This window comes from Mycobacterium sp. (assembly GCF_052143115.1).
GTDB lineage: Bacteria > Actinomycetota > Actinomycetes > Mycobacteriales > Mycobacteriaceae > Mycobacterium.
This window is the reverse complement of record NZ_JBKQTQ010000304.1, coordinates 1-16,236: the sequence shown is the minus strand read 5'-3', so window position 1 is coordinate 16,236 and position 16,236 is coordinate 1. Positions and strand designations below refer to the sequence as shown.

The 16,236-nt window shown below is 65.6% G+C and carries 14 protein-coding genes; 8 read left to right on the top strand and 6 right to left on the bottom strand.

From position 1 onward, the window contains the following. On the bottom strand, window positions 1-1,228 hold a 1,228-nt coding region (locus ACLQI9_RS30285), incomplete at its 3' end, for an aldehyde dehydrogenase family protein (protein WP_442392672.1). 65 nt (window positions 1,229-1,293) lie between these two features. Between ACLQI9_RS30285 and ACLQI9_RS30280 the strand changes: the two genes are divergently transcribed. Both ACLQI9_RS30280 and ACLQI9_RS30275 read left to right on the top strand, forming a co-directional pair. Next, on the top strand, window positions 1,294-3,303 hold the full coding sequence (locus tag ACLQI9_RS30280) for a prolyl oligopeptidase family serine peptidase (RefSeq protein ID WP_442382010.1): 2,010 nt from the start codon (window positions 1,294-1,296) through the stop codon (window positions 3,301-3,303). 304 nt (window positions 3,304-3,607) lie between these two features. Then, window positions 3,608-4,510: a crotonase/enoyl-CoA hydratase family protein gene (locus ACLQI9_RS30275; protein ID WP_442382011.1), complete on the top strand. Its 903-nt coding sequence runs from the start codon at window positions 3,608-3,610 to the stop codon at window positions 4,508-4,510. 24 nt (window positions 4,511-4,534) lie between these two features. Here ACLQI9_RS30275 and ACLQI9_RS30270 read toward each other — a convergent pair whose 3' ends face one another. Further along, the gene (locus tag ACLQI9_RS30270; RefSeq protein WP_442382013.1) at window positions 4,535-6,247 is read right to left on the bottom strand and encodes a cytochrome c biogenesis protein DipZ; all 1,713 of its coding nucleotides are present in this window, start codon (window positions 6,245-6,247) and stop codon (window positions 4,535-4,537) included. A gap of 113 nt (window positions 6,248-6,360) precedes the next feature. Beyond that, window positions 6,361-6,897 carry a fasciclin domain-containing protein gene (locus ACLQI9_RS30265; RefSeq protein WP_442392674.1) on the bottom strand — a complete coding sequence of 179 codons (537 nt, stop codon included), beginning with the start codon at window positions 6,895-6,897 and terminating at the stop codon, window positions 6,361-6,363. Window positions 6,898-7,179: 282 nt separating this feature from the next. Between ACLQI9_RS30265 and ACLQI9_RS30260 the strand changes: the two genes are divergently transcribed. From ACLQI9_RS30260 to ACLQI9_RS30240, 5 genes are read left to right on the top strand one after another with little or no spacing between them, the layout of a single operon-like run. Next, entirely contained in the window at window positions 7,180-8,487 is a 1,308-nt protein-coding gene (locus ACLQI9_RS30260; RefSeq protein WP_442392670.1) for an NAD(P)/FAD-dependent oxidoreductase, read from the top strand. Further along, the gene (locus tag ACLQI9_RS30255; protein WP_442381414.1) at window positions 8,481-10,445 is read left to right on the top strand and encodes a DUF1365 family protein; all 1,965 of its coding nucleotides are present in this window, start codon (window positions 8,481-8,483) and stop codon (window positions 10,443-10,445) included. The genes ACLQI9_RS30260 and ACLQI9_RS30255 overlap by 7 nt, the downstream gene beginning before the upstream one ends. Continuing rightward, window positions 10,442-11,230 carry a DUF1295 domain-containing protein gene (locus ACLQI9_RS30250; protein ID WP_442392668.1) on the top strand — a complete coding sequence of 263 codons (789 nt, stop codon included), beginning with the start codon at window positions 10,442-10,444 and terminating at the stop codon, window positions 11,228-11,230. Before ACLQI9_RS30255 ends, ACLQI9_RS30250 begins: the two co-directional genes overlap by 4 nt. Before the next feature lie 35 nt (window positions 11,231-11,265). Next, window positions 11,266-11,826, top strand: coding sequence for an ECF RNA polymerase sigma factor SigK (sigK, locus tag ACLQI9_RS30245; RefSeq protein ID WP_442381410.1), 561 nt, complete (start codon window positions 11,266-11,268; stop codon window positions 11,824-11,826). Continuing rightward, window positions 11,823-12,521 carry an anti-sigma factor gene (locus tag ACLQI9_RS30240; RefSeq protein WP_442381408.1) on the top strand — a complete coding sequence of 233 codons (699 nt, stop codon included), beginning with the start codon at window positions 11,823-11,825 and terminating at the stop codon, window positions 12,519-12,521. The genes sigK and ACLQI9_RS30240 overlap by 4 nt, the downstream gene beginning before the upstream one ends. 76 nt (window positions 12,522-12,597) lie before the next feature. On the opposite strand, the gene ACLQI9_RS30235 is transcribed toward ACLQI9_RS30240, so the two are convergent. Further along, window positions 12,598-13,440 (bottom strand): hypothetical protein, encoded by an 843-nt coding sequence (locus ACLQI9_RS30235; protein ID WP_442381406.1) that lies wholly within the window; start codon window positions 13,438-13,440, stop codon window positions 12,598-12,600. A gap of 19 nt (window positions 13,441-13,459) precedes the next feature. Further along, window positions 13,460-13,978 carry a mycothiol transferase gene (locus tag ACLQI9_RS30230; RefSeq protein WP_442392666.1) on the bottom strand — a complete coding sequence of 173 codons (519 nt, stop codon included), beginning with the start codon at window positions 13,976-13,978 and terminating at the stop codon, window positions 13,460-13,462. A 72-nt stretch (window positions 13,979-14,050) separates the two neighbouring features. On the opposite strand from ACLQI9_RS30230, the gene ACLQI9_RS30225 reads away from it, so the two are divergent. Continuing rightward, window positions 14,051-15,784: an N-acyl-D-amino-acid deacylase family protein gene (locus tag ACLQI9_RS30225; RefSeq protein ID WP_442392664.1), complete on the top strand. Its 1,734-nt coding sequence runs from the start codon at window positions 14,051-14,053 to the stop codon at window positions 15,782-15,784. A gap of 153 nt (window positions 15,785-15,937) precedes the next feature. On the opposite strand, the gene ACLQI9_RS30220 is transcribed toward ACLQI9_RS30225, so the two are convergent. Next, a partial coding sequence (locus ACLQI9_RS30220; protein WP_442392663.1) for a heme-binding protein occupies window positions 15,938-16,236 on the bottom strand: 299 nt, incomplete at its 5' end.

Below are 16,236 nucleotides of genomic sequence, written 5' to 3'. Positions count from 1 at the left end.
CCACCACCGGCCCGAAGATCTCCTCCTGGAAGATCCGCATCTTGTTGTTGCCGCTGAAGATCGTCGGCTGCACGTAGAAGCCGCCGGCCAGGTCTCCGCCCAGGTCGGCCCGCTCACCGCCGGTGATGACCTTGGCGCCCTCGTCCTTGCCGATTTCGATGTAGGACAACACCTTTTCCAGCTGGTCGTTGGAGGCCTGGGAGCCCAGCATCGTCTCGGTGTTCAGCGGGTCGCCCTGCCGGACCGCCTTGGTCCGGATCGCGGCCAGCTCCAGGAACTCGTCGTGGATGTCCGCTTGAACCAGGCTGCGCGACGGGCAGGTGCAGACCTCGCCCTGATTGAGGGCGAACATGGTGAAGCCCTCCAGAGCCTTGTCCTGGAAGTCGTCGTTGGCGGCCATCACGTCGGAGAAGAAGATATTGGGGCTCTTGCCGCCCAACTCGAGGGTGACCGGGATCAGGTTCTGCGACGCGTATTGCATGATCAATCGCCCGGTGGTGGTCTCCCCGGTGAACGAGACCTTGGCGATCCGGTCGCTGGACGCCAGCGGCTTGCCGGCCTCGACCCCGAACCCGTTGACGATGTTGACCACCCCGGCCGGCAACAGGTCACCGACCAGCGACATCAGGTAGAGCACGGAGGCGGGCGTCTGCTCGGCAGGTTTGAGCACCGCCGTATTGCCGGCCGCCAGCGCCGGCGCCAGTTTCCACGCGGCCATCAGGATCGGGAAGTTCCACGGAATGATCTGCCCCACCACGCCGAGCGGCTCGTGGAAGTGATACGCGACGGTGTCCTCGTCGATCTGCGACAGCGAACCCTCCTGAGCGCGGATCGCCGCGGCGAAATAGCGGAAGTGATCCGCTGCCAGCGGAATGTCGGCGGCTAGCGCCTCCCGGATCGGTTTGCCGTTGTCCCAGACTTCGGCGAGCGCCAGCGACTCGCTGTTCTCCTCGATACGGTCCGCGATCTTGTTCAAGATTGCCGCTCGCTCGGCCGGGGCGGTCTTACCCCACGCCGGTGCCGCGGCGTGGGCAGCGTCGAGCGCCTTGTCGATGTCGGCCCCGTCGGAGCGCGGCACCTCGCAGAACGCCTGGCCGGTGACCGGCGTCAGATTCTCGAAATACCGGCCGCCCGCCGGGGCGACCCACTCGCCCCCGATGAAGTTGCCGTACCGCGATTCATACGACATCAGCGCCCCAGCGGAGCCCGGACGTGCGTAGACGGTCATGAGATCAGCTCCTCGTTCGACGGTGTTATACAGGTCACACTACCGCCGCCGTCACAATGAGTCGCATGCCCGACGACCCCTATCTGTGGCTGGAAGACATTGCCGGCGAAGAGGCGCTGGACTGGGTGCGCGCCCGCAATGAGCCCACGCTGGCCGAGTTTTCCGGCGAGGAGTTCGAGCGAATGCGCACCGAAGCGCTCGAGGTGCTCGACACCGATGCCCGGATCCCCTACGTGCGCCGTCGCGGCGACTATCTGTACAACTTCTGGCGCGACGCCGCCAACCCGCGCGGGCTGTGGCAGCGCACCACACTGGACAGCTACCGCAGCGATAGCCCGGACTGGGACGTGCTGATCGACGTGGATGAGCTCGCTCGCGCTGACGACGAGAACTGGGTGTGGGCCGGCGCCAACGTCATCGAACCCGACCACACACGGGCCCTGATCAGCCTGTCCCGCGGCGGCTCGGACGCAGCTATCGTGCGTGAATTTGACATGCACACAAGGGAATTCGTCGCCGACGGGTTTGCCCTGACCGAGGCGAAGTCCGGAACCAGCTGGGTCGATCCGGACACGCTGTTGGTAGGCACCGACTTCGGCACTGACTCGCTGACCGAATCCGGCTATCCGCGCATGGTCAAGCGATGGCGCCGGGGGCAATCGGTGGAGGATGCGCAGACGGTGTTCGAAGGCCCGCCCAGCGACGTCATCGTGGCCGCCGGAGTCGACCGCACGCCTGGCTTCGAGCGGACGCTCTTGCGACGGGCCCTCGACTTCTTCAACGACCAGTTGTACGAACTGCGCGGCGATGAGCTGATCCGCATCGATGCGCCCACCGACGCGACGGTGTCGGTGCACCGGCAGTGGTTGCTGATCGAGCTGCGCACCGACTGGCTCACCGGCACAGCCAGCTACACCGCGGGCTCGCTGCTGGCCGCCGACTATGACGACTTCCTCGCCGGTACAGCACAGTTGCGGGTCGTGTTCGAGCCCGACGAGCACACCAGCTTGCTGTCCTACGCCTGGACCCGCGACCGGATCGTCGTCATCACGCTTGCCGACGTGGCCAGCCGCGTCGAGGTCGTCACACCGGGCAGCTGGCAGCGTCGACCGGTGACCGACGTGCCCGCCAATACCAACACCGTCATCGCGGGCGCCGACGATACCGGCGACGAAATTTTCTTGGATTCCAGCGGATTCGTTACGCCGTCGCGTCTACTGCACGGGGCGGTCGACGGAAGGCTGGAACAGATCAAATCCGCGCCGGCTTTCTTCGACGCCGAGGGCATGACCGTCGCACAGCATTTCGCTACATCAAAGGACGGCACCTCGATCCCGTATTTCGTGGTGCGCCCGCGGGACGCCGCCGGTCCGACCCTGCTGGGCGGCTACGGGGGATTTCAGGTGGCCCGCACCCCCGGGTATGACGGCGTACTGGGCCGGCTGTGGCTGGCGCGCGGCGGCACCTTTGTGCTGGCCAACATCCGCGGCGGCGGCGAGTACGGCCCCGGCTGGCACACCCAGGCGATGCGCGCGGGCCGTCACTTGGTTGCCGAGGACTTCGCTGCGGTGGCAACCGATTTGGTGGACCGCGGCATCACCACTGTGCAGCAACTCGGTGCACAGGGCGGCAGTAATGGCGGGCTGCTGATGGGCATCATGCTGACCAAGTACCCCGAGCTGTTCGGTGCGCTGGTGTGTCAGGTGCCGCTGCTGGACATGCGCCGCTTCCATCTTCTGCTGGCCGGTGCGTCCTGGGTTGCCGAGTATGGCGACCCGGACAATCCCGATGATTGGGAATTCATCGCCGAATACTCGCCCTACCACAACATTTCGGCTGCGACTGATTACCCGCCGGTGCTGATCACCACGTCTACCCGTGACGATCGGGTGCATCCGGGGCATGCCCGAAAAATGACGGCCGCGTTGGAAGCCGTGGGCCATCGAGTCTGGTATTACGAGAACATCGAGGGCGGCCACGCCGGCGCAGCCGACAACGCGCAGACCGCGTTCAAGTCCGCACTGAGTTTCTCGTTTCTGTGGCGGATGTTGGCCTTGCCGCCTGACGCAGGCTAGCGAGGTATCGGCGCGGATAACTTTCCGAAAAAGATCTGGCGAAAACCCGGCGGTTTGGCTTTCCTAACCGCCGCCTGACGCGTACCTTAAAACGACCTAAGAAGGCCATGTAGGGAAGGTGAGGGGCGAGGAGTTCGTGATGACTCCACTCATGGTGGCGTGCCTTTTTGTCGGCGCTCCGGTTGCCGGGCTTGGCCTGCTCGAGTTACAGGCACGGCTTGAGCGATGGGATCAGCGACGCCACGCTGACGATTAATCGCGACCGGTAACGCCGGCAACTGAGCTGAGCTGTCAGCATTCAGTTATGCCACCTGCTCAATTCGAGACACTGCTGTACGCGACGACCGGGGCGGTCGCCACTATCACGCTGAACCGCCCCGACCAGCTCAACACCATCGTTCCGCCCATGCCCGACGAAATCGAGGCCGCCGTCGGCCTGGCCGAGCGGGACCCGGAAATCAAGGTCATCGTGTTGCGCGGCGCCGGCAGGGCGTTCTCCGGCGGCTATGACTTCGGCGGCGGCTTCCAGCACTGGGGCGAGACCATGATGACCGAGGGACGCTGGGATCCGGGCAAGGATTTCGCGATGGTCACGGCCAGCGAAACCGGACCGCATCAGAAGTTCATGGCGATCTGGCGGGCCACCAAACCGGTGATCGCCCAGGTGCATGGCTGGTGCGTCGGCGCAGGCAGCGACTACGCGCTCTGCGCCGACATCGTGATCGCCAGCAACGACGCGGTGATCGGCACCCCGTACAGCCGGATGTGGGGGGCCTACCTGACCGGGATGTGGCTGTACCGGCTCAGCCTGGCCAAGGTCAAGTGGCACTCGCTGACGGGTCGGCCGCTGACCGGTGTGCAGGCCGCCGAGGTCGAGCTGATCAACGAGGCGGTCCCGTTCGAGCGGCTGGAGGCCAGAGTCGCCGAGATCGCCGCCGAACTTGCGCGGATCCCATTGTCGCAGTTACGGGCGCAGAAGCTGATCGTCAACCAGGCCTACGAGAACATGGGCCTGGCCTCTACTCAGATGCTGGGCGGCATCCTGGACGGCCTGATGCGCAACACCCCCGAAGCGCTCGACTTCATCCAGACCGCCGCCACCAAGGGCGTCCGGGCCGCGGTCGAGCGCCGCGATGGACCCTTCGGTGATTACAGCCAGGCACCGCCGGAGCTGCGGCCCGATCCGTCGCACGTCATCACGCCGTAGCGCTGCTACTGACTGGAGCGGTGATCAGCCGAAGGTGAAGGAAAACACCTGCAGCCCTTTGCTGGAACGCACATCGAGTAATCCGCGGGCCATGTCATTGCCGGTGGCGATCTGGTGCGACGTCGGCGGTCCGCTGATCGGCACCGTTGTCGTCTTCCCGTCGCGCGTCACCGTCAGACTTCCGGTTCCGCCGACGACGATGTAGACGTTTTTTGCGTGGTAGTTCAGCTCGATGCTCGAGGTATCACTGTCGGCCGTCGCGCCCTGGTAGTCGAGTGTCCACGGTCCCTGCAGCGCGAAGGACTCGTCCGGCAGTGTCGGCGGGAAGGCGAAGTTGGCCTGCCCCTTGTCGTAGACGCCAGTTCCGGCGTAGTTGACCATCTTGCCGACGCCGAAGTACGTCTCGGGGGTCAGGCCGGACTGCGGGGTGGTGTCGGGCGCGTCCACCGGCGGGGGCAGCGCGACGCCGGGTCGTGCGCTGGTGATCAGCTGACGGATCAGCTTCTCGGTGACGTTGTAGTCGCCCTCGCCGAACTTGACGTGCCGCACGACACCGCTGGCGTCGATCAGATATTCGGCGGGCCAGTACTGGTTTCGGTAGTTCGTCCACGTCGAGTACTTGTTGTCCAGGGCGATCGGGTAGGTGATGCCGATGTCGGCGGCGCCCTTTTCGACGTTGCCGGTGACATTTTCGAACGCATACTCCGGGGTGTGCACGCCGATGACCTCGAAACCGTCGTCGTGGTAGGCCTTGTACCAGCCCTCGACATGCGGGATGGCGCGCTGGCAGTTGATGCAGGAATAGGCCCAGAAGTCGATCAGCACCACCTTGCCCCGCAGCCCGTGTAGATCGATCGGCTTGTCGCCTGCGGTGTTCAGCCAGGCGGTGATGCCCTTGAGATCGGGCGCGGAGCCGCAGTTCTGCAGCTGCGCAGAGCCGTCGGTGCAGTTCGACAGCTCTTTGTTCTGGTCGTTGACGATGCCGCCGAGGTTGAGGTCTTGCTGAATCTGTTGGCCGCCGCCGAGCTTGTTCTGCAACGAGCTGGTGTAGTCCGGAATGGCCCGCTGCAGCACCGCGGGCAGGTTGAATACCAGCGCCACGGCGAGCAGCAGGGTCACAATCCCTGCCGTGACGCGGATCTGGCGCTGATGACGCCGAAAAGCACTGACCCGCTGGGTAACTCGTTGGCCCGCCAGCGCGAAGAACAACAGCGGCACCGCCGTGCCCAGGGCGAATGCCACTGTGAGGACGACGACGGGCAGACCAATGTTGGCGGTGGCGCCGGCCACCACGATCGCGGCCAACACCGGGCCCGCACACGGTACGTAGAGCACGCCCAGTGCCAAGCCCAGGCCAAACCCGTTGGCGCGGGTGGCGGTCTGTTTTTGCGGGATGCGGGAGAACGGCCGCTCCAGCAGTTGCTCGAAGCGCGGGAAGATCAAGCCGAGACCGATCGCCACCAACGCGGCCAGCGCCACCCAGCGGATGGCGTCTTGCGGCAGATGCAGCAGCGACAGCAATGCCGAGCCGACCAGCGTGACCAGGCTGAAACTCAGCACCAGGCCGCCGATCACCCGATATGGCCGCAGGACTTCACGTTTCGACTTAACCGCAATCGCACCGTCGGCTGTGCCCTGGGTGCCAGAGAAGAAGATCACCGGCAGTACGGGGAGGATGCACGGCGAAATGCCGGTGATCAGACCTCCGAGCAGACCGATCAGAGCTAGCGACAACATAATCACTATTCGCTACCACACCTGTCTTGGATCGGTGCTACCGGCAAGGCGCATAAAGGCGACAAGGCAGCCCGGCGGACCGGGCTGCCTTGCCTGAGCGACGCGGTAGGCCGTCACTGGCTAGGTGGCGTCAGCACAGTGTCGATCATGTACACCGTCGCATTGGCGGTGTGCACCCCTCCGCACACCAGCCCCGCATCGTCGACTTTGAGGCCGTCCCCCTGTCCGGTCACCTTCACGTCGGCCCCCTGCAGGGTCTTGTGGGCGCCGTCAACCGTGTTCGGGCTCTCCTGCCCGTGCACCACGTGGTAGGTCAGGATGCTCTTCAACATGTCTGAATTGGTCTTGAGCTCGTCGATCGTGCTCGCCGGCAGCTTGTCGAACGCGGCGTTGGTCGGCGCAAACACCGTGTACTGGCCGCTGTTGAGGGTGTCGACCAGGTTGACGCTTGGGTTCAACTTGCCGGAGAGCGCGGCGGTCAACGTCGACAGCATCGGATTGTTGGACGCCGCCGTAGCGACCGGGTCCCCTGCCATTCCGGTCACCGAGGCCGGACCGCTCGGATGCTGCGCCGCGTAATCCGCGCATCCCGAACCGATCAGATTGGTCGCGGGAGCCGCCATTGCGCTCGTGCTCACAGGCGCGGCCATGCTGCTAGCAGGATTCGCGCTGGTCTGCTGCGCGGACCCGGATTTGTTGCTCGAACACGCCGAAAACCCCACGGCCGCGATCGCCGCCAGGCCCACCGCGAGCGTCTTTCTCTGAATGTCCTTCATTGCGCTTTGGCTCCTTTGACTTCTTCGCCGGCGCCGGCTGGCGCCGCTGGTTACCGATCGGACAGTCGCTATTCGGAGCGGCTAGCGGCATGGATGGCTTTCGAACATGACATTCGTCACGGTCGTCCACTCCGGCGTCCGCTCCGAATACCGGACGTGCAAAAGTCATTCGGACGCTCGATTGCGGTCATCGGTAGCGGTGTCGCTGGTCTGACAGCCGCCTACGCGTTGTCCGGCTGTGACCGGGTCACCCTCTATGAGGCCGACACCCGGCTGGGCGGGCATGCCCATACCCACTTACTCGACAGCAGCGACGGCACCGTCATCGGCGTCGACTCGGCGTTCCTCGTCCACAACGATCGCACCTACCCGACGCTGTGCGGTCTGTTCGCCGAGTTGGGGGTTGCCACCCAAGAATCGGAGATGTCGATGTCGGTGCGGGCCGAGGACACCGGCCTGGAATATGCCGGAGCCCTTGGCATCCGAGGGCTATTCGCATCGTGGCACTCGGCCAGGCCCCGCTATCTGCTGATGCTCGCCGAGATCGTCCGTTTCCGCCGTGCCGCGAGCCTGCTGCTGGGCGCGGGTTCAAAAGAAGACGCCGACAACCTGGAGACGTTGAACAGTTTCCTTAACCGGCACCGGTTTTCGGCGTTCTTCATCGAGCATTTCATCACGCCGCTGGTGGCGGCGGTGTGGTCCTGCGGCAGCAGCGACGCGCTGCGCTATCCGGCGCGCTACCTGTTCGTCTTCCTCGACCATCACGGCATGCTGTCGGTCTTCGGCTCGCCAACATGGCGCACCGTGGTTGGAGGTTCGGCGCGCTACGTGCACGCGATCGCCTCCCGGCTGCACGAAGTCTGCATTGGAAAACCAGTGCACTCGCTGCGCCGGATGCCAGACGGCGTGCTGGTCCAGGCCGCTGCCGCCGCACCGCAACTCTTCGACGCTGCCGTCGTCGCCGTGCACCCCGACCAGGCGCTGCTGCTTCTCAATGACCCCTCGCCGTCCGAGCGGGCGGTGCTCGGGGCGATTCCCTACTCGACCAACCGCGCGCAGCTGCACACCGACGAGTCGGTACTGCCCCAACATCGGGCCGCACGCGCATCGTGGAATTACCTGATCACCCAGGACAACGATCGTGTGCTAGTCACCTACGACGTCAGCAGGTTGATGCGGATCAACGCCGAGCGCCGGTTCCTGGTGACACTCGGCGGCCATGATCGGGTCGATCCGGAGTCGGTGATCGCCGAGATGGCCTACAGCCACCCGCTGTATACCCCGGAATCCGTTGCTGCACAACGATTATTACCGACTCTGGACGATGATCGGGTGGTATTCGCCGGCGCCTACCACGGTTGGGGGTTTCACGAGGACGGTGCCGCCTCGGGGCTGCGGGCAGCTCGACGGCTGGGCGCGGATTGGCCGGCACGTTCAGCACAGGCGGAGGTGGTGGCATGTTGACGCCGGCAATCTACCGCACCACGATCACCCATAACCGGCGGGCTCCGGTGCACCACTTCTTCGAATACCGCAGCTACAGCTGGTATGTCGACCTCGACGACCTGCCGTCGCTGCCCTGGTGGCTGCGGCCGTTCGCGCGGTTTGACGCTCGCGACCACTTCGTCGCCCGTCCCGGCGGGTCGCTTCGGGACCGGGTAGACGCCTACCTGGCAGACCATGACGCAGCGCTGCCCGACGGTCGCATCACCGCGCTTTTGCAGGCGCGGGTGCTGGGTTACGTTTTCAACCCGATCAGCGTCTTCTGGTGCCACGACCGCGACGGCGTGCTGCGCCGTGTGATCGTTGAGGTACACAACACATACGGGCAACGCCACGTCTATCTGCTACCCCCCGCCAACAGACCGGTACTGGTCACCAAGAAGTTCTACGTGTCACCGTTCAACCCAGTGGCCGGCCATTACCAGGTGCTGGCACCGCGCCCTGACCAGCAGGTGGACGTGGTGGTGTCGCTGCACGATGACGGCCAGCCGGCCTTCGTCGCGACACTGCGCGGCACCCGGCGGCCGGCGACGGTGGGCCACGTCGCGCGGATGCAGATCCTCGCGCCGCTAGCACCGTTGATGGTGGCGTTGCGTATCCGTGTCCAAGGGATCGCGTTGTGGTTGCGGCGGGTGCCGGTGGTGCCTCGGGTGAAAATGACAGTCGAAAGGCACGCGACAGCAATAGATTCGGAACGTTGGCCAGCGGTTGCCAAGGTGCCGTCCGGCCCCTTTGCCGCGGCGTCGGCGGTCATCGCTGACCGGTTGCTGCGCCGCGCCGCCGCCCGCCTACCACTGCGACTCGTCTACCCCAACGGCACTGTGATCGGGGCCGGGGAAGCGGCGTCACCAAGACTGGTGATCAACCAGCCGAATCGGCTGGCCCGCCGGATCGGACGACACGGTCTGATCGGCTTCGGCGAGTCCTACATGGCCGGCGAGTGGGAATCGGATGCTCTCACCGAACTGCTGACCATCCTGGCGAGAGACATCGGCGACCTGGTGCCAAGGGGGCTGCAGTGGCTCAGACCGATCGTCCTTGCCTCCCAACCAGGTTCGTCAAAGCCCAGCAGGCGAGAGGCGCGCCGCAACGTCGCCGCGCACTATGACCTGTCGAACGATCTGTTCGCCGAATTCCTTGACGAGACAATGACGTACTCCGGCGCGATCTTCGCGGAGCTGCCGGCGTCCTGGCCGGAGCTTGCCGACGCGCAGCGACGCAAAATCGACCGCCTGTTGGACTCGGCCGGAGTCGGCCCCGGCACCCGGCTGCTGGAGATCGGTACCGGATGGGGAGAGCTGGCCATTCGCGCTGCCGCACGCGGAGCGCACGTCCGCTCGATCACACTCTCGGAGCGCCAGGTTTGGCTGGCCCGACAACGGGTCGCCGCCGCTGGACTATCCGACCAGGTTCAAGTCGACCTGCGCGATTACCGCGACATCGGCGGAAACTACGATGCGGTGATCTCGGTCGAGATGATCGAAGCGATTGGATTTCACGCATGGCCAGACTACTTCCGTACCCTCGAGCGGCTGTTGACGCCGAACGGGAGACTGGCAATCCAGGCCATCACCATGCCGCACGCCCGGATGCTCGCGACGCGCAATACGCACACCTGGATCCAGAAGTACGTCTTTCCGGGCGGGCTCATCCCGTCCGCCAGGGCCCTCCTCGAGATCACCGAGCGCGAGACCGGGTTACGCGCTGTCGACATCTTCTCGCTGCGTCCACATTACGCAGAGACGCTTCGCCTGTGGCGAGAGCGTTTCTCGCAACGTCGGAAAATACTGTCGCACATCGGCTTTGACGCAGTGTTTTCGCGAATGTGGCTGCTGTACCTGGCACATGCCGAGGCCGGGTTCCGGTCGGACTACCTCGACGTGTACCAATGGACGTTCGTCAACGAGGCCGTGCCGTGATTGTCGACTTCGCGGTCGTCTCGGGCGCCTCCGTTGCGGCGCTGCTCGTGGTTCACGCGGTCACATTCGCGATTGGCCGCCGCATCGGCCGCTACAACGTCGTCGACGTGGCCTGGGGGCTGGGCTTCATCGCGGTCGCGGCCGTCGCCGCGATCCTCGGCAATGGCGACGCGTCCCGGCGGTGGCTGCTGCTCGGGCTGGTCGCCATCTGGGGCCTACGGCTGAGCTGGTACATCTACCGACGGTCGGCGGGCAAGGGCGAGGATCCGCGCTACGCGGACCTGCTGCGCGATGCCACATCAGGACAGGTAGTCCGCCGGGTTTTCCTGCTACAGGGCTTCGCGACATGGTTCGTCTCGTTGCCGCTACAGCTGTCGGCGGTCGTCGGTCCCACACCGCAGCGCTGGCTGACCGTCACCCTGGCCGGCGTTCTGCTCTGGGGCATGGGCCTCGTCTTCGAAGCCGTCGGCGACCATCAACTGCGGGTATTCAAATCCGACCCGGCGCATCAAGGTGTGGTGATGGACCGCGGCCTATGGGCCTGGACACGTCATCCCAACTACTTCGGCGACGCGTGCGTGTGGTGGGGATTGTGGCTGATCACCATCACCGGGTGGTGGTCCCTGCCGACGATGCTTTCGCCGCTGCTCATGACCTATTTTCTGGTCTACGCCACCGGCGCCCGGCTGACCGAGAAGTACATGGCGGGCCGCCCCGGCGTCGACGAATACAAGGCACGGACATCGTTTTTCGTCCCGCGCCCGCCCCGATCGACACGAACATGACGACTGTCGTCGCGGAGAGGATAGGCTACCGGTCGATGACCGGACCGCGGCATGGCAGCGACCTGGACGCATTGCTGCATCGGGTGGCGCGTCGCGATGCCGACGCGTTCGCCGCGCTTTATGACCACACCAGGACGCGGGTATACGGGCTGGTGACTCGTGTGCTGCGCGACTCCGGCTACAGCGAGGAAACCACCCAAGAGGTGTACCTGGAGGTGTGGCGGACCGCCGACGCCTACGATTCGGCGAAGGGCTCTGCCCTGTCCTGGCTGATGACGATGGCCCACCGACGCGCCATCGACCGGGTACGTGCCGAACAATCCGCCGCGCAGCGGGAATCGCGTTACGGCGCGTCCACCCTCGATCCCCCCCGCGATGTCGTCGCCGAATCAGCGATCGCCGCCGACGAGCGTCGCCGAGTGGTTGAGTGCCTTGACGGGCTGACCGACATCCAGCGGCAGTGCATCGAAATGGCCTACTACGGCGGGTTGACCTATACCGAAGTGTCACAACGATTGTCGGCCAACCTGTCGACGATCAAATCACGGATGCGCGACGCGCTGCGCGGACTCCGTAATTGCCTGGGTGTGCCATGACCGAGCCGACCGAATTCGAACTGCTCGAGCTCGCCACGCCGTATGCGTTGAACGCGGTATCGGATGCCGAGCGCGCGGCCATCGACCGACAGCTCGCCGCGGCGCCGGCATCGGTCGCCGAGGCCTTCCGCGAAGAGGCGCGTGCGGTCCGCGAGACGATGACGGCGGTGTCGGCGGCAACTGCCGCCGAGCCGCCGACCCGTCTTCGCGCGACGGTGCTGGCCGCGGTGCAATCGGATGCTGCCGGCCGTCGATCTCGTTGGCGCACAGCTCTATTGGCTGCAGCGGCGGCAATCGTCGTGGGATTGGCGGCCTTCGGCGCCGGAATCGCGATGCGACCATCGTCTAAGCCGACAATGGCCGAGCAGATCATGGCGGCACCGGACGTGCGAACCGTCTCCGGTCAGCTAGCTGGCGGGACGGCGACGGTGTTGTTCTCGCGGGGCATGAACGCAGGTGTGTTAGTGATGAACAACGTGCCCCCGCCTTCGCAGGGCACCGTGTATCAGATGTGGCTACTCGGCGACAAGGGCCCGACCTCGGCGGGCACGATGAACACCGCGGCCGTCGCGCCGTCGACCACCGACATGCTGACAAACCTCGGGAACTCCAGTGCGCTGGCGTTCACCGTCGAACCCGGCAACGGGTCACCGCAGCCGACCGGAAAGATCCTTGCCAAGCTGCAGTTGACCTAGCTTGGCCGCGACGGGGAGCACTAGAGCTGATTGCCCGACTCCTCATCGGGCCCTGCGGGCCCGCATCGTCGGCGGGCTAGGACTTCCGCAGACTGCCCAGCACCGCCGCTAATATGCCGAGCGCCACCAGCACTCCGCCCGCGGCCAGAGTCAGGTCGAGCCATTGGTGCAGGCTGCTTTCGGCCTCGCCGACCATGACGTCAGCGATACGCCGAATATCGCCGGTGGTGTCGTTCAGCGCATCGTTGATACCGCGGCGACCGATTTCGATACCCGCCCAACCGGCGGCGCCGACCAGCAGCGCCGAGATGCCTAGGCCGGCCAGCGCTCTGGCACGGCTGCGTGCAGCGGCCAGTGTCAGTAGCGCGCCGATCCCGGTCAGCACCGCCGCGGCGATGCTCGCCCACGGACCCCAGGTGACCAGCGGGCGTAATATGCCGGGCTGCAATACCTTTGGCGTCGATACCGTCACCGGCACCCGTACCATCTCCGGCACCCGCACGTTATAGGTCGACAGCATCGGTGTAAACGCGCTGTCTTTGAGCATCCCGGCTAGGTCGATGACCCACTGGTCGCCTTCCGACTGCGCCGAGGCGCCGGTGAACATCCAGCTGTGCGCCAGCCGATTGGCATCGGCGAACTGCGGCGGGAAGTCCGGACCGGAGGTATAGCCGGCGGCTACATCGTGAACCTGGGCCGAGTCGACCTTGTAGCCGCGTTGATCGATGAGCACCATGGCCCTGGTGGCGAGCTCGGATGCCACCGCGGCCTGCAGCACCGGATCGGCCGCGGCTTTCCGGGCCATCGCCTCATACCCGTTGGCGTCGACGATGTGCGTCTGCGCCCACGCCGTCGGCACGGCAACCGCCAGCGCCACAGTGGTGAACAGCCACAGCAGTACCGTTACCGCGAATCGCACGCTGTGGCCAGTGTCACGTTCACTGGGGCAGGATGCCCTGCAGGTAGGCGGCCTGACCGAGATGCTGGGCGCAGTCGTCGATGATGCTGACCAGTCGCGCGCTGGCGGTCACCGGCGGATCCCAGTTCCGGTCGACGATGCGCGCCAAGTCCTCGGTGGTGACGCGCGCGACGAATTCCAGCGTCACCTTGTGCACGGCGTGGTAGTACCCAGCCAGCAGATCGGCCGATGCCTGGACTTTGGCCACCTCTTCGGGACCGTGCCCGTAGCCGGTGTCGTTGCGCGGCAGGTCCAGCCCGAAGCGGTCCACCCACCCTTCGTGGGTCCACACTTGCTCGATGCCGGCGATCGGGGTCAGTTGAACGTCTTGCACACGCGCGCTGTGCCAGATCAACCACGCGATGCTGTTGGCGTTCGGGCTCGGCCGGTAGCCGGCCCATTCGTCGGTGAGACCCTCGGTGAGCTCGTCGACGTGTTCGATCAACCGGGTGAACGCGTCACGGAGCAACTCCTGAGCGGCCGCATCGGTGGTCGACATACCGGCGACCCTACCGCCGCCCGGACGAATTGATCCTGGCATCAGTTACCGATGCGGTCGTAGATTATTTAGATGACCTACGACCTCATCATCCGCAACGGCACCATCGTCGACGGGCTCGGAGGCGAACCGTACGTCGGCGACGTCGCGGTGCGTGACAGCGTCATCGCGGCCGTCGGAACAGTCAATGGCTCATCCGCGAAGCGGGAGATCGACGCGACCGGGCTGCTGATCACCCCGGGCTTTGTCGATCTGCACACCCACTACGACGGCCAGTCCATCTGGTCGGAGCGCCTTACCCCGTCCTCAGCGCACGGGGTCACCACGGTGGTGATGGGCAACTGCGGCGTCGGCTTCGCGCCGTGCCGCCAGGAAGACCACGACGTGCTCGTCGACGTAATGGCGGGCGTCGAAGACATTCCCGGTGTCGTGATGACCGACGGCCTGCCGTGGAACTGGGAGACCTTCCCCGAATACCTGGACGCACTGGACGCGGGCAAACGCGATATCGACGTGGCCGCCTACCTCCCGCACTCGCCGCTGCGCGTGTACGTGATGGGTCAGCGCGGCGCCGACCGTGAGCCGGCCACCGCCGAAGATCTCGCAAAGATGCGGACGCTGGCCAAAGAGGCGATGGAAGTCGGAGCGCTCGGCTTCGCGTCGTCGCGGCTGACCATCCACAAGACCGAGAGCGGCTCGCCGATTCCGAGCTACGACGCCGCTCGCGAGGAGATCGAAGAAATCGCCAGAGGCGTGGTCGACGGCGGCGGCGGCCTGCTGCAATTCGTGCCCGACATTCCGTCCGGCGGCTATCAGCCTGTGCTGCAAACGGTTTTCGACGTCGCCGAGGACGTCGGGCTTCCGGTCACCTTCACACTGGTCGTCGCCAACGCCGGCGACCCGACCTGGCCGGACGCCATCACGATGGTCGAGAAGGCCAATAAAAATGCCGGCGCGGGCTGTGCACAATTTACCGCGCAGCTGTTGCCGCGGCCCATCGGGTTGATCATCGGGCTGCAGCTCACCGCCAACCCGTTCGTTTTGTACCCCAGTTACCGCGAGATCGCCCACCTGCCGCTGGCCGAGCGGGTCGCGGAGATGCGCAAGCCCGAGGTCCGCGCCCGCATCCTCGCCGACAAGCCCGGCGTGGGGCACCCGATCCTGTACGTCGCGCAGATGTGGGACTGGATCTTCCCGCTGAGTGACGACCCCAACTACGAGCCGGACCCGTCGACCAGCATCGGAGCCCGGGCGCGGGCCAAGGGTGTGGACCCGATGGAAGAGGCCTACGACCGCCTGCTCGACGACGACGGCCGGGCCATGCTGTTGGTGGCCACCAGCAACCTGGAGCACAACTCGCTGGACACCGTCGGTGAGCTACTGCACCGCGACGACGTCGTGCTCGGGCTCGGCGACGGCGGCGCACACTACGGGATGATCTGCGACGCCAGCTACTCGACATACTTCCTGGCGCACTGGGCGCGCGATCGGAAGTTTGGGCGGTTCACGGTGCCAGAGGCCGTCCGCGAGCTGACCTCGGTGCCGGCCCGCATCGCCGGGCTGGGCGACCGCGGCCGCATCGCGGAGGGCTACAAGGCTGACCTCAACGTCATCGACCATGCGGCGCTGCGTCTGCACAAGCCGGTCATCACCCACGACCTGCCCGCCGGCGGGCGTCGGCTCGACCAAACTGCCGACGGTTACGTGGCGACGATCGTCTCCGGCGAGGTGATCGCCGAGAACGGCGCGCCCACCGCCGCCCGGCCGGGCAAGCTGGTCCGCGGCCGCCAGCCGGTTCCCGCCTAAAGGCGTTGTGCCGTCACATCCGCCTCATCAGCCCCCGTGTCGGCGGGCACACAGTTTGCCCGCCTCTGAGCGAATTTCCGTCGACGGCACGATGAGTTTTCGCTCGAAGGCGGGCAAATTGGGCATCGCCTCCTCGGCGGAGAATCAACTGCCTCAGCCGGACAGCGCGTCGAAAAGTGCTGCTAGCTGACCCGGCGACACCGACGTGTTGCACTGGCCGCGCAGGTCGAGCAGCGGCTGCGCAATGTTCTTCAGGTCCAGAAACTCACCGGGGTGACCGACGAAGTAGCTGCGCACTGACGACTTCGCGTCCGCCGGCGGTTGATTGACCGCAGCGGTCAGCATGTTGTTGGCATCCGGGTGAGCGTCCAGGTATCCGCTTGCCCCGTTCAGCACTCCGCTGGCGGTGGCAGCCAACCCGCTGGCCGTGCACGGGTCGGGCGCAGCGCCCG